Genomic DNA, 13,385 nt, shown 5'->3' on the forward strand with positions numbered 1-13,385 from the left:
CCCCACGCAAGCCACACCCCGCACCCGCCCCGTTCCGCACCGGCCGGACGGTCGCGGGCTACCCTCGGAAGGTGACCCGCGACGGAGAGGAACACAACGTGACGAGCGCTGCCACCCGCACCGAGACCGATTCCCTGGGCTCGAGGGAGGTGCCCGTCGACTCGTACTGGGGCATCAACACCCTCCGGGCGATGGAGAACTTCCCGATCGCCTCCGTGCCGATCGCGGTGTACCCGGACCTCGTCGCAGCGCTGGTGACGGTGAAGCAGGCGGCGGCGCGCGCGAACCGGGCGATCGGGGTCCTCGACGACGAGCGCACCGACGCCATCGACCGTGCTGCGCAGGAGGTCCGCGACGGCGCCCTTCGCGACCAGTTCGTGGTCGACGTGGTGCAGGGTGGCGCGGGCACGAGCACGAACATGAACACGAACGAGGTCCTGGCGAACCGGGCGCTGGAGCTGCTGGGCCGCGAGAAGGGCGACTACGCGTACCTGCACCCGATCGACCACGTGAACCGCAGCCAGTCGACGAACGACACGTACCCGACGAGCATCAAGATCGCGATGATCTACGGGGTGCGCCGCCTGGCCGACCAGCTCGAGCAGCTCTCGGCCGCGTTCGCCGAGCGGGGGAACGCCTTCGCGGACGTCCTCAAGGTCGGTCGAACGCAGCTGCAGGACGCCGTGCCGATGACCCTCGGCCAGGAGTTCACGGGTTTCGCGCACACCATCCAGGAGGACGTCGTCCAGCTCCGCCGGGTGGTGCCGCTCCTCTGCGAGATGAACCTCGGCGCGACCGCGATCGGCACGGGCATCACGGCGGACCCGCTCTACCGCGACGAGGTCCGCAGGCAGCTCGCCGACGCGTCCGGCGTCGACGTCGTCACCGCACCGGACCTCATCGAGGCGACGAGTGACGCCGGCTCGTTCATGACGCTGTCCGGCACCGTGAAGCGCAGTGCGATGAAGCTGTCGAAGATCTGCAACGACCTGCGACTGCTGGCGTCGGGTCCGCAGGCGGGCCTCGGCGAGATCACCCTGCCACCCCGCCAGGCCGGGTCCTCGATCATGCCGGGCAAGGTGAACCCGGTGATCCCGGAGGTCGTGAACCAGATCGCGTTCGCCGTCGCCGGCGCGGACACCACGGTGACGATGGCGGCGGAGGGTGGGCAGCTCCAACTCAACGCGTTCGAGCCGATCATCGCCCACTCGATCCTGCAGTCGCTGCAGTGGATGGCCCGCGGGTGCGCGACCCTCCGCGAGCACTGCGTCACCGGCATCCAGGCGAACGAGGCCAAGCTCGCCGCACAGGTCGACACGAACGTCGGCGTCGTCACGGCGCTGACGCCGTACATCGGCTACGCGGCGGCGGCGTCGATCGCGCACACGGCGCTGACGACCTCGACCCCGATCTCGACGCTGGTGATCGCGGCGGGCCTGATGGACGAGCACCAGGTGCACCGGGTCCTCAGCCCGGCGCGGCTGTCCGGCATCGAGCTCGCGACGGGCGCGATGCCGGTGATCACCGAGGCGATGCTCGAGCAGCACGCCCGCGACGTCGCACCGCGTCCGCCGCAGGTCTGACGGCGGGACTCACCGGACGGGCTGCTCCCGCCGACGCGCAGCTCACGGCATCGGCCGCTCGCCCGCGCGCACCTGCCCTGCCACCCGCCGGAGCTCCTCGTCCCGCGGGGAACCCTCGTCGTCGGGGAGTTCGGCCGCCGCGGCCCGCACCTGCGCCGCCGCCGCGATGTCCTGGTCCCGCCACCGGGCGAGTGTGAAGTTCCGGGTGACGTCGCGGAGCGGCAGGCGGATGGTCTCGTCGGCCTCGATGCCGGCGAGCAGCTGGCGCATCCGGATCACCTCGGAGTCGAGTTCCCCGCCGACGACGAGCACGAAGTTCGAGATGTACAGGTAGACGAGCAGCAGCAGCGCACCGCCGAGCCAGCCGTACGCCCGGTTGCCGCCGCCGATCGTCTCCACGTACAGCGCGAAGCCGACCGTGGCGAGCGTCCAGGTGCCGATCGCGAAGCCGGCACCGGCGGACACCCACCGCAGCTGCGGCGTCTTGACGTTGGGCGTGGCGGTGTAGAGCACGGCGACCATGACGACCAGGTCAGCGGCGAGCACCGGCCACTTCACCACGTTCCAGACGTCGTCGGCCCAGGACGGCCAGCCGACCTGTCGCACGACGGCGGCGGAGATCATCGGGGTGCCGAGCAGGATCACGAGCGCGACGGCACCGCCGACCATGACCAGCAGCGTGACGAGGAGCATCATGCCGCGGAACTTCCAGATCCGCCGGCCCTCCTCGACCTCGTAGGCGGTGTTCATCGCCCGGCCGAACGCGGTCGCGTACCCCGACAGTGACCACAGCGTCAGGACGAGTCCGACGGTCGCGCCGAGCCACGGGTTGTCGAGCGTCAGCAGCTGCCGGAGCGGGGTCTCGAGGTGCTCGGCGGTCTCCGGTCGCACCAGGACACCGAGGACGCCGACGATGTCCGCCACGCTGTCGCCGCCCTGGTCGACGACCGCGAGGAGCGAGACCACGGTCAGCGCCGTCGGGAACACGGTGAGCAGGGCGAAGAACGTCAGCGACGCGGCGGAGTCGACGACCCGGTGCCGGATGACCGAGTGGTACGTCCGACGCACCACCGCCCGGACCCCCGAGCGGCGCAGGTCGCGTTCTCGGCTCGCCGGCATGAGTCGACGGTACCGGCTCCGTCAGTTCGCGTTCGGGTGCAGGGCGTCGTACCGCCGGAACGACGGCACCAACCGGAGCAGCAGGGCGACCAGCGCGATGATGAGGACGCCGCCGATGACCGGCGGGTAGGCGAACCCGGCCGCGACGACGAGGCCGGCGTACAGGTCGCCGACGCGCGGGCCTCCCGTGACGACGACGATGAAGATCCCCTGCAGTCGTCCACGCATGCCGTCGGGCGCCGCGGCCTGGAGGATCGTCCCGCGGAACACGCTGCTCACGTTGTCCGCACCGCCGGCCACCGCGAGGAACAGCGCGCACAGCACCAGCGCCGGCAGGATGCCGGTCGAGAAGGTCTCGGACGGCCGCCCACCCAGGAGGTGCGCGCAGGCGACGACGACACCGAACGCGGCGATCGCCCCGCCGTAGACGGTGATCGCCCAGCCGACCGCCTCGCCCTGCCGTCGGACGTGGCCGAGCGGACCGGAGAAGATGCCGGAGAGCAGCGCACCGATCGCGTACGCCGCGGTGAGCGCACCGACGGTGATGGACCCGCCGCCGACCACGAGGGCGCCGATGGCGGGGAACAGCACGCGGGGCTGCCCGAACGTCATGGCGATGATGTCGAGCACGAACGTCATCGTGATGTTGCGGGAGCGTCGGAGGAACTTCGCCCCCTCGATCAGCGACGACAGCCCGGGGCGCAGCGCGTCGTGCTCGGGAGCCATCCGCGGCAGGGTGATGACCCCGAGGAACGCCGCACTGAACAGCACGACGTCGACCGTGTAGGTCGGCGCGAAGCCGAACGCGGCGACCAGCACGCCGCCGACCGCCGGTCCGACGGTCACCGAGAACCCGGCGCTGATGCTGTTCAGGGCGCTCGCCGCCGGCAGGAGCTCGATGCCGACCAGGCGCGGCACGATCGCCGCGCGGGAGGCCCCGATCACGGTCCCGGCGACGGCGTTCACGGTGACCAGGACGTACAGCAGCACGACGCTGTCGAGTCCGAGCCAGGCGTGAGCGGCGATCATCGCGGTGGACACCCACGCCAGGACGGCCGAGACGAGGGCCACCGTGCGGCGGTCGAACGCGTCGGCGAGCATCCCGCCGTAGAGACCGGCCAGGATCATCGGCACCAGGGAGATCACGCCGACGAGCGACACCATGAAGGTGGAGCGGGTGATCTCGTACACCTCGAGGCCCACGGTGACGCTGGTCATCATGGTGCCGATGCCGGCGATCGAACTGCCGATCCACAGGCGCGCGAACGCGGGGGAGCGGCGGAGGGGGGTGAGGTCGGCGAACAGGGAACGGTGGGGCTTCGTGGGGGCGTCCACGGGGGCTTCTGGTGTCACGGTGGAACCATTCTGTGGCCTGGAGGCCGCCTGCGGGGCCGGGTTTCGTTCTCTGGTTGACTGACGAGCATGACTGACCTGAACAGCAAGCCCGAGTTCGACGCCCCCGAGGGCCCGGCGCCCACCGACCTCGTCATCACCGACATCGTCGAGGGCGACGGCGCCGTCGCCGAGTCCGGCTCGACCGTCAAGGTCCACTACGCGGGCGTCGAGTACGAGTCCGGCGAGGAGTTCGACAGCTCCTGGGGCCGTGGCGAACCGATCGACTTCCCCCTCGCGGCGCTCGTCCGCGGCTGGCAGGAGGGCATCCCCGGCATGAAGGTCGGCGGCCGTCGCAAGCTCGTCGTCCCGCCGGAGCTCGCCTACGGCCCGGCCGGCGGCGGACACTTCCTGTCCGGCAAGACCCTGATCTTCGTCATCGACCTGCTCGGCGTCCGCTGATGGCGGGCGTCCCGGAGGTCCCGACCCTCGAGCTGAACGACGGGCACCGCATCCCGGCGCTCGGCCTCGGCACGTACTCGCTCGACGGCGACGAGGGGATCGCCGCGGTCGGTGCGGCGATCACGAGCGGGTACCGCCTGCTCGACACCGCGCTGAACTACGGCAACGAGGACGCCGTCGGTGCAGCGGTCCGCCGCGCCGAGGTCCCGCGCGACGAGTTCGTGGTGACGTCGAAGCTGCCGGGACGCCACCACGGCTACGACGAGGCGCACCGATCGGTGGACGAGACCCTGGCGAACCTGGGGCTCGACCACCTGGACCTGTACCTGATCCACTGGCCGAACCCGTCGGTGGGCAAGTTCGTCGAGACCTGGAAGGCGTTCGTCGACCTGCGGGACAGCGGCAAGGTCCGCTCGATCGGTGTCTCGAACTTCACGCCGGAGCACCTCGACCGCATCATCGACGCCACCGGGGTCGCACCGGCCGTCAACCAGGTCGAGCTGCACCCGTACTTCCCGCAGGCGGAGCTCCGAGCCGTGCACCAGCGGCTGGGCATCGTCACCGAGAGCTGGAGCCCGCTCGCGAAGCAGTCCGAGCTCCTCACCGAGCCACCGGTCACCGCCGCGGCCGGCGCGCACGGGGTGTCGGCCGGCCAGGTCGTGCTCCGCTGGCACGTCCAGCTCGGTGCCGTCCCGGTGCCGAAGTCGGGCGACCCGGACCGGCAGCGCGAGAACCTCGACGTGTTCGGCTTCACGCTGAGCGACGACGAGGTCCAGGCCATCTCCGCGCTCGAGCGCGGTCGGCTCTGGGACGGCGACCCGGACACGCACGAAGAGATGTAGTCGCGGGCGGTCGCGGTCGCGGCTGCGATCGAGTCGAAGCCGACCAGGGCGGGGGGATACGATTGGTCCCCCTGTCCCGAAGGGTTGCGAGTGTCCGAAGCGCGTGTTTCCGAACCCACCGAGATCGACCGTGAACGCGGTTACGTCGACGGTCTGTTCCACCGACTCGACGAGCTGACGGCGGAGGCCGCCCAGCGACTCGCCGAGACCCGTCGACAGACCGTCGGCGGCAACCACCAGAGCCGCAGCGAGCGGGACGCGTTCGCCCGGCTCTACGAGGACACCGTCGCGACGCTCGAACGCGTCGGCGACCGGCTCGTCTTCGGCCGCCTCGAGGTCCAGGACCCGCCGGCCGACGAGGACGCCTTCCGCTACATCGGTCGCGTGGGTCTCCGTGACGCCGACCACCGTCCGCTGCTGCTCGACTGGCGGGTGCCCGGTGCCAGTGCGTTCTACCAGGCCACCGCGGCCCATCCGATGGGCATGCGCGCCCGCCGGCACCTGACGCTCGAGGGCCGAACGGTCGTCGGCGTCGAGGACGAGGTGTTCGACGCCACCCTGTACGACGACGAGCGCACCCACCTGCAGGGCGAGGGGGCGCTGCTCGCCGCGGTCACCGCCGAGCGCACCGGTCGGATGACCGACATCGTCGCCACCATCCAGGGCGAGCAGGACCGCATCATCCGCTCCCCGCTCGAGGGCGTGCTCATCGTCCAGGGTGGGCCCGGGACCGGGAAGACCGCGGTGGCGCTGCACCGCGCGGCCTACCTGCTCTACTCGTACCGTGAGCGGCTCCGGGGCTCCGGGGTGCTCGTGGTCGGCCCGTCCCCGGCGTTCCTCACCTACATCGAGCAGGTCCTGCCGTCCCTCGGCGAGACCGGCGTGGTGATGGCCTCCCTCGGTTCGCTCTACCCGGGGCTGCACACCACCGTGCACGACAGGCGCGACGTCGCCGCCGTGAAGGGCTCGGGCGAGATGGCCGACCTGCTGCGCCGGGCCGTGCGTTCGCGCCAGGTCGTCCCGACCGAGTCCGTCACGCTCGACGTCGAGGGCGAACGACTCGTCGTCCCGCCGCAGCTCGTCGCCGAGGCGATGCGTCGCGCCCAGGACCGCGGCAAGCCGCACAACGTCGCCCGGGTGTCGTTCAACAAGAACGCGCTCGATGCCATGACCCGCCTGCTCGCCGAGCAGCTCCGGCAGCGCGGTACGACGGTGGACGAGGCCGACGAGAAGGTCCTCCGCGAGGACATCCGCAGCTCGTACGACGCCCGCGTCCTGCTCAACACCGCGTGGCTGCCGCTGCCGGCCGAGAAGCTCGTCGAGGACCTCTTCGCCCGTCCGAACTGGCTGGCGTCGCTGACCCCCAACTGGTCCCCGGAGCGCCGGGAACTGCTCCGACGCGAGCGTGGTGCCGCCTTCACGGTGGAGGACGTCCCGCTCCTCGACGAGGCGGCCGAGCTCCTCGGCGAGTTCGACCCGACCGGCGGCGCGGCGAAGCGCCAGGCCAAGGCGAGCCGGAACCGCGACATCGAGAACGCCCGCCAGGCGATCGAGAACATGGGCGTCGAGGGCATCGTCAGCGCCGAGCAGGTCGCCGGGGCCTTCGCGGAGGGCGGCGACCCCCGCTCCACCGCCGAGCGCGCCGCCGAGGACCGCGAGTGGACCTACGGGCACATCGTGGTCGACGAGGCGCAGGAGCTCTCGCCGATGCAGTGGCGGATCCTCGCCCGACGGAACCCGCTGCGCTCCTTCACGATCGTCGGCGACATGGCGCAGGGCTCCTCGCCGGGAGCCGCCCGGACGTGGGACGACGTCCGCGGCGCGCTCTCCCGCCGTCGCCGGGGTCGTGCGCCGCAGGTGCCGCTGGACTCCCGGCTCGAGGAGCTCACCGTCAACTACCGCACGCCGCGCTCCATCGTCGAGGCCGCCGGGGCGTTCGCCGCCTCGGCCGGGCTGACGGTGACCGCGAACGAGGCGGTCCGCGACGGTGACCCGGTCGAGCGGCTGCACGTCGACCGAGCGGACCTGCTCGACACCGTCGCCCGCCGGGTCGACAGCGAGCGTGACCTGATCGGTTCGGGGACGATCGGCGTGATCGTGCCGGAGGCCGACGTCGCCGCCGTGCGCGCGCGGTTGGCCCGCACGGAGGCCGACGTCCGCGGGCTCGGTTCTCCGCGCCCGGGCTCGGTGACGGTGCTCACCGGTGCCGATGCGAAGGGCCTGGAGTTCGACGGCGTGCTGCTCGTCGACCCGGACCGCGTCGGGTCCGACGCCGCCCGTGCGGCTGCGGCGGTCTACGTCGCGATGACCCGCCCCACCCGCCGCCTGACGGTCATCGACGTCGCCTGACGGTCATCGACGTCACCTGAGGAGCACGACGGGCGACGTGGCCGGGAGGCCCGGCCTGCGTCCGTCAGGCCGGCTCGCCCTGGTCCCGCACCTGCGCCACGAGCGTCGCCCAGGGCCCGTCCAGTCGACGACCCGGGATGGTGACCGTGGTCCGGGCGACGGTGACCGTCCAGACGAAGTCGTCCCGGACGGCGTCACCCGCAGCCGGGTCCGTCGCCGGTGCCTGGTCGCGGGGGAGCGCGCCGACGAGCTCGGCCCACCGGTCGGCGTCCGGCCGGTCATCGGTGTCGAGCCGCCAGGCCCGGGTCATGCCGGCGAACCCTCCGCTGCGGCGCACGACGATCTGCATGCCCCGCAACGTACGCCCTCCGTGCCCGCACCCGCACCCCCGCCGCAGCGTGTGCCGCCCCGCGTCAGGACAGGACGCCCACCGAGCGCCAGGCGTCTGTGACCGCGGCGCGTTCGCGCGAGTCCGCCCCGAAGCGGGTCGCCGCGGCCCGTACCGTGACGGCCGCGAACCCGGCGAAGTCGATGGACGCCGACACCTCGGCCGACGTCAGGGCGTCCCACCACACCTGCCCGGCGCCGACCCAGGCCGGGCCGCCGATCGTGGTCGCTGCGAGGAAGAAGGCGTGGTTCGGGATGCCCGAGTTCAGGTGCACGCCGCCCTGGTCCTCGGTGGTCTCGACGTAGTCGGTCATGGTCGCTGGCTGCGGGTCCTTGCCGAGCACCGGGTCGTCGTAGGCGGTCCCCGGCGCACGCATCGAGCGCAGGGCGACACCGTGCACGGCGTCGGTGAAGAGCCCCTCCCCGATCAACCAGGTCGCCTGCTCGGCGGTCTGCCCGGCCGCGTACTGGGCGACGAGGGAGCCGAAGACGTCGCTCATCGACTCGTTGAGCGCCCCGGACTGCCCCTGGTAGACCAGGTCGGCGGTGTACTGCGTGACACCGTGGGCGAGCTCGTGGCCGATCACGTCGACCGCGACGGTGAAGCGTCGGAAGACCTCGCCGTCCCCGTCCCCGAAGACCATCCGCTGCCCGTCCCAGTAGGCGTTGTCGTACTCCTGGCCGTAGTGCACGGTGGCCTCGAGGGGCAGCCCGGCACCGTCGATGGAGACCCGTCCGAAGACGTCGAGCCAGAACGCGTGCGTCGCACCGAGCCCCGCGTACGCCTCGTCGGTGGCGGCGTCCCCGGTGTCGCCCTCGCCCTCGCGTCGGACGACCGTGCCCGGCAGGGTGGTCGTGCCGGCGGCGGTGGAGATCGTCCGCTGCGGCGAGGCGTCGGGCGTGCCGGCGGTCCGGGGCGCGCGGAGGCCGGTGACCTGCTTCGGCTCCTGGACGCGGTCCATCGAGGCGAGCGCGGTCCGTGCCGCCGAGGCGGCGCGTGGGAAGCGGTCCGCCGGCGCGGCCGCGACGGCGCGCAGGAGGTACGGCGGGACGACGGAACGCAGGTGGCGGCTGGTCATGGCGACATGCAACCACCGGCGGCCGACAGCCGGACCGGTGTCGGGCCTCCCGGCCGTCGTCCGCGCGTCAGCCGCGCTTGCGGTTCGCGACCAGGGCGAGCGCGTACGACTCCCACCACTGCCCCGCGGCCGGTCCGCCGTTGCAGCTGCCGTCGCTCAACCCGGGTGTCTTCACCCAGAGCAGCGCGTCGAGCCGGGTCGTGCCGAGGGTGACGTGGGGGAGCTGCCCGAGGCCGGCGCCCCCGGGGTTGCACCAGTCGCCCCGCCAACCCCGGCCGTTCCGCGAGACGTCGATGACGAAGTGCGGGTCCCCGCCGATCGCGTCGGCGAGCTCGTCTGCGTAGGCGCGCTCCTGGTCGACCCGGTAGAAGTTCGACACGTTCGTCGCGAAGCCCTGTACACGGTCGACGCCCGCGCGCCGCAGCCAGTCGGCCATCGTCGCGACCGGCACCCGGTTCTCGTTGCCGCCGTCCAGGTACACGGTCAACCCGTGGCCGGTGAGCGCCGCCACCGCCTTGCGGAGGAGCGGCAGCCGCGTGTCCCGCAGCCGCTCGCAGACCGCGATCTGCGCGATCGAGTCCGGTTCGACCAGTACGACCGCATGCGAGCCCGCGAGTGCCCGGACGACGGCACGGACCCACGGCAGGTAGGCGTCCTCAGCGGTGCCGCCCCGCGACCAGTGCCCGCAGTCGCGGCCCGGGATCGCGTAGAGCACGAAGACCGGGGTCTTCCGCTGCTCGCGCGCCGACGCCAGGACGCTCCGCACGGTCGCGACCGTCTCGGGGACGGACGAGCTCGTCAACCAGGTGGCGATCGGCTGGTCGGCGATCACGGCGAGACGGTCCGCGGTGGAGGCCCGACCCGCCTTCCGTGCGGCCGTCTCGTGCCAGCGTGCCTGGTTCGCGGTCGAGGGCTGGCGGGCGAGGCCGCCGGGCCACGCCTCGGCGACGCTCCGGCGGTGCGCGACCGGACGGTCTCCGGCGTGTGGCAGCACCACGCTCACCGCCACGACGACGGCGACGACGAGCGCGCCGACGACCCCGATCCAGAGCCACTGGCGCGTGGACGAGGTCCGTTGCGGTCTCGGCATCGGCCGTTCCTCCCTGTCGCGCGTCGCCCCCGACCCGCATCCGCTGCTGCCGTCATGTTCCCATCCCATCGTCATGTGATGCCAGGGTGCTGCCCAGCAGTCGTGCCCCAGACTGACCGGATGTTGCGGAAACTCCTCCTCCTGGCCCTGACGGGCGGCTACGCCTGGGTGATCTGGCGGATGACGCTGACCCCGCACGTGTTCACCTCGGCCGAGAACTCCCTCGTCCTGCACGCCGTCGCCTGGGTGCAGCACCTGCCGCACGGTGCCTGGTTCACGTACGACCGCACCGAGTTCCTGGCGAACGTCGCGATGTTCGTGCCGGTCGGGCTCATCGCCGCGCTGTGGCTGCCCCGTCGCTGGTGGATCCTCGGCGCGCTGATCGCCGTCGGGCTGTCGGTCGGGATCGAGTTCGCACAGGCCGAGTACCTGCCGTACCGCGTGGCCGATCCCCGCGACGTGCTGTCGAACGGCATGGGCGGCCTGCTCGGGGCGACGCTCGTCGGGTTCGTGCGGAGTCTGCTCCCGGAGCGTCGTCGGCGCCGCCGGCCTCTGCGGGCGCGGACCGTCTGAGCGACCGGGTCCCGTCGACGCGTTCCTGCTCTGGTATGCTCGTGCGGTTGCCGTCGAACGGCCGCGGATCAAGAGCGCTCACGCATCAGGTGTGGGCACCGCGCAACGGACAGAGCTCTCACGCGGAGCAGGAAAGGGGATCCTCCATGGCACTTGACGCCAAGATCAAGCAGGAGATCATCGAAGAGTACGCGACCCACCCGGGCGACACCGGATCCCCCGAGGTCCAGGTCGCCGTTCTGACGCGTCGTATCAACGACCTGAACGAGCACCTCAAGGAGCACAAGCACGACCACCACTCGCGTCGTGGCCTGCTCCTCATGGTCGGTCAGCGCCGCCGTCTCCTCGGGTACCTCTCCGACGTCGACATCGCCCGCTACCGCACGCTCATCGAGCGTCTCGGCCTGCGCCGCTAGTCGTACCAGGAGCGCTGCCGTCGTGCAGCCCTGCTGATCGGAAGCCCCGTTCCTCTCCGTGAGGGACGGGGCTTCTGTCGTTCCGCGTGCGAGCACCACGGGAATGCGCGTCGGCCTCCTCGGGTTCCTGCTACTGTTCATGCAAACGCATCGAAAGTCGGGAATCTCCATGACCACCATCGCCGTCGTCTCCGCCGGTCTCTCCGAGCCCAGCTCGACCCGCCTGCTCGCCGACCGCCTCGGCGCCGCGACCGTCGAAGCGCTGTCGACCGCCGGCCGCTCCACCGGCGAGCCGGTCGAGCTGCGGAACGTCGACCTCCGACCGCTCGCGCACGAGATCACCGATGCCATGCTCATGCGCTTCGCCGCCCCCGCCCTGGCCACCGCGATGGCGACGGTCGTCGAGGCGGATGCGGTCGTCTTCGTCACCCCGGTCTTCACCGCCGGCATGAGCGGCCTGGCGAAGTCCTTCCTCGACGTCCTCGACAAGGACGCGCTCACCGACATGCCGGTGCTGCTCGGGGCGACCGGCGGCACCGCTCGCCACTCGCTCGCCCTCGAACACGGCATCCGCCCGGTCTTCGCCTACCTCCGTGCCGCGGTCGTGCCCACCGGGGTCTTCGCGGCGACGGACGACTGGGGGAGCGACGACGCGGGCACGCTCGACGCGCGCATCCGCCGGGCCGGAGCCGACCTGGCGTGGATGATGCGGGCCTCCCGTCGTCAGCCGCAGCAGGCGGACGCCCTGCCCGAGGTCGTGGACTTCGCGTCGCTGCTCGGCGGGATGCAGCGCCAGCAGTAGCCGCACTGCGTCGGGGTCAGTACCAGTGCGGGTCGACGCTCATCTCGTGACCCCAGGCACCGCACGGCGTGCCGTAGCTGCTCTTGATGTACGCGAGGCCCCAGTTGACCTGGGTCTGCGCGTTCGTCCGCCAGTCCGCACCGGCGGCGGCGAGCTTCGACGCGGGGAGTGCCTGCGGGATCCCGTAGGCACCACTCGACGAGTTCAGGGCGTTCGCGCGCCAGCCGGACTCCTGCGTCCACAGTGACACCAGGCAGCCGAACTGGTCGTCGCCCCAGCCGTAGCTGCCGAGCACGCTCCGCGCGTAGGCCTGCGCGCCGGCCGGGTCGACCGTGACCCCCTCGGTGCTCGGGTAGGCGTTGCCGGCCGATGCCGAACCCCCGGTCGAGGTGGGTGCCGCCGCGGCTGCCGCTGCTGCCCGAGCGGCGGCCCTCGCTGCCGCGGCTTGTGCTGCCGCCTGTGCGGCGACCGCCTGTCCGACCTCGTAGCGACGCTGCGTCTCGGCCGTCGAGTCCCGGAGTGTCGCGAGCTGCGCGTAGAGCTCGTCACTGTGCGATTCGGTCGACGCGACCGCCGCGTCCGCGCGCTGCTGCGCCGCCTTCGCCGTCGCGGCCTTCGCCTCGGCGTCCGCGGCGAGCGAGGCGCGCTCGTCCTCGGCCCGGGCCGCCTGGTCGTGCAGCGAGGACGCCGTCTTCGCCGAGACGGCGGCGTCGTCCAGCACGCCGGCCCAGGTCGTGGACAGCTGGTCGAGCGCGCCCAGCTGGTAGAGCAGGGCGTCCGGGTTCCCCGTCGTCGCGATCCGGGTGGTCATCTGATCGGTCGACCCGTCGCGGTACAGGTCCGCGGCCAGCCGTCCCGCCCGTGTCTGCGCGCGCTCGGCGGTCGCTGCGGCCTGGCGGGCGTGGGCCTGGAGGCTCGTGGCCGTCCGGGTGGCCTCGGCCAGGTCCGCCTCGGCCTGCGTCGCCTCCGCGGACCGGTCGAGGGCGACCTGCGACTTCGCGGCCGCCTCTGCCTGCACCGACTCCAGGGCCGCCTGGACCTTCGCGACCTCGGCTTGCTTGGCCTGCTCGTTCCCCTCCGCGCGCTGCACGTCCTGCCACGTCGGGTAGTCGGTGGCGGACGCCGGTGCGGAAGTGACCACCGGGACGACCAGGGCCCCTACGAGCACGGTCACGGCGAGGAGGACGTGCCGCCCGTGCGGCCGACGGACGAGGGCAGGGTTCCGACGCATCCCTGCAGGCTAGGCGAGGACACGCCCGTTCGCCTGGAGCACCGCCGCTCGTCCATCGCGGAATGCTAAGGTCGCCTGGTCTGGGGACCGTTCCCCGAGACGAATCACGACATCGCACGC

At 72.2% G+C, this 13,385-nt stretch carries 13 protein-coding genes; 7 read left to right on the forward strand and 6 right to left on the reverse strand.

The features are described from left to right. Window positions 1-71 precede the first annotated feature (71 nt). Window positions 72-1,583: an aspartate ammonia-lyase gene (locus DEJ25_RS13775; protein WP_258366507.1), complete on the forward strand. Its 1,512-nt coding sequence runs from the start codon at window positions 72-74 to the stop codon at window positions 1,581-1,583. A gap of 42 nt (window positions 1,584-1,625) precedes the next feature. On the opposite strand, the gene DEJ25_RS13780 is transcribed toward DEJ25_RS13775, so the two are convergent. Beyond that, window positions 1,626-2,702, reverse strand: a complete 1,077-nt coding sequence (locus DEJ25_RS13780; protein WP_111045049.1) for a YihY/virulence factor BrkB family protein — start codon at window positions 2,700-2,702, stop codon at window positions 1,626-1,628. Window positions 2,703-2,723: 21 nt separating this feature from the next. Then, entirely contained in the window at window positions 2,724-4,037 is a 1,314-nt protein-coding gene (locus DEJ25_RS13785; RefSeq protein ID WP_258366508.1) for an MFS transporter, read from the reverse strand. A gap of 87 nt (window positions 4,038-4,124) precedes the next feature. Here DEJ25_RS13785 and DEJ25_RS13790 point away from each other — a divergent pair, with 87 nt between their 5' ends. From DEJ25_RS13790 to DEJ25_RS13800, 3 genes are all read left to right on the forward strand, one after another. Next, a complete protein-coding gene (locus DEJ25_RS13790) occupies window positions 4,125-4,496 on the forward strand; it encodes an FKBP-type peptidyl-prolyl cis-trans isomerase (protein ID WP_111045050.1) in 372 nt (123 codons plus the stop codon). Beyond that, window positions 4,496-5,338 carry an aldo/keto reductase gene (locus DEJ25_RS13795; RefSeq protein WP_111045051.1) on the forward strand — a complete coding sequence of 281 codons (843 nt, stop codon included), beginning with the start codon at window positions 4,496-4,498 and terminating at the stop codon, window positions 5,336-5,338. Before DEJ25_RS13790 ends, DEJ25_RS13795 begins: the two co-directional genes overlap by 1 nt. A 90-nt stretch (window positions 5,339-5,428) precedes the next feature. Further along, on the forward strand, window positions 5,429-7,687 hold the full coding sequence (locus tag DEJ25_RS13800) for an ATP-binding domain-containing protein (protein WP_111045052.1): 2,259 nt from the start codon (window positions 5,429-5,431) through the stop codon (window positions 7,685-7,687). A gap of 64 nt (window positions 7,688-7,751) precedes the next feature. On the opposite strand, the gene DEJ25_RS13805 is transcribed toward DEJ25_RS13800, so the two are convergent. The 3 genes from DEJ25_RS13805 to DEJ25_RS13815 all read right to left on the reverse strand — a co-directional run bounded on the left by DEJ25_RS13805 (window position 7,752) and on the right by DEJ25_RS13815 (window position 10,243). Beyond that, window positions 7,752-8,036, reverse strand: a complete 285-nt coding sequence (locus tag DEJ25_RS13805; RefSeq protein ID WP_110904781.1) for a protealysin inhibitor emfourin — start codon at window positions 8,034-8,036, stop codon at window positions 7,752-7,754. A gap of 64 nt (window positions 8,037-8,100) precedes the next feature. Beyond that, on the reverse strand, window positions 8,101-9,153 hold the full coding sequence (locus DEJ25_RS13810) for a M4 family metallopeptidase (protein WP_110904780.1): 1,053 nt from the start codon (window positions 9,151-9,153) through the stop codon (window positions 8,101-8,103). Window positions 9,154-9,220: 67 nt separating this feature from the next. Continuing rightward, a complete protein-coding gene (locus tag DEJ25_RS13815) occupies window positions 9,221-10,243 on the reverse strand; it encodes a glycoside hydrolase family 6 protein (protein ID WP_111045053.1) in 1,023 nt (340 codons plus the stop codon). A 120-nt stretch (window positions 10,244-10,363) separates the two neighbouring features. Here DEJ25_RS13815 and DEJ25_RS13820 point away from each other — a divergent pair, with 120 nt between their 5' ends. From DEJ25_RS13820 to DEJ25_RS13830, 3 genes are all read left to right on the forward strand, one after another. Next, on the forward strand, window positions 10,364-10,816 hold the full coding sequence (locus DEJ25_RS13820) for a VanZ family protein (RefSeq protein WP_110904778.1): 453 nt from the start codon (window positions 10,364-10,366) through the stop codon (window positions 10,814-10,816). A gap of 146 nt (window positions 10,817-10,962) precedes the next feature. Next, window positions 10,963-11,232, forward strand: a complete 270-nt coding sequence (rpsO, locus tag DEJ25_RS13825) for a 30S ribosomal protein S15 (protein WP_110904777.1) — start codon at window positions 10,963-10,965, stop codon at window positions 11,230-11,232. Window positions 11,233-11,401: 169 nt separating this feature from the next. Continuing rightward, a complete protein-coding gene (locus DEJ25_RS13830; protein WP_181427455.1) occupies window positions 11,402-12,034 on the forward strand; it encodes a CE1759 family FMN reductase in 633 nt (210 codons plus the stop codon). A gap of 16 nt (window positions 12,035-12,050) precedes the next feature. Here DEJ25_RS13830 and DEJ25_RS13835 read toward each other — a convergent pair whose 3' ends face one another. Continuing rightward, window positions 12,051-13,265 carry a lytic transglycosylase domain-containing protein gene (locus tag DEJ25_RS13835; protein WP_110904776.1) on the reverse strand — a complete coding sequence of 405 codons (1,215 nt, stop codon included), beginning with the start codon at window positions 13,263-13,265 and terminating at the stop codon, window positions 12,051-12,053. Between the last annotated feature and the right edge of the window lie 120 nt (window positions 13,266-13,385).

The sequence above is a fragment of the Curtobacterium sp. MCPF17_011 genome, from assembly GCF_003234145.1.
Lineage (GTDB): Bacteria > Actinomycetota > Actinomycetes > Actinomycetales > Microbacteriaceae > Curtobacterium.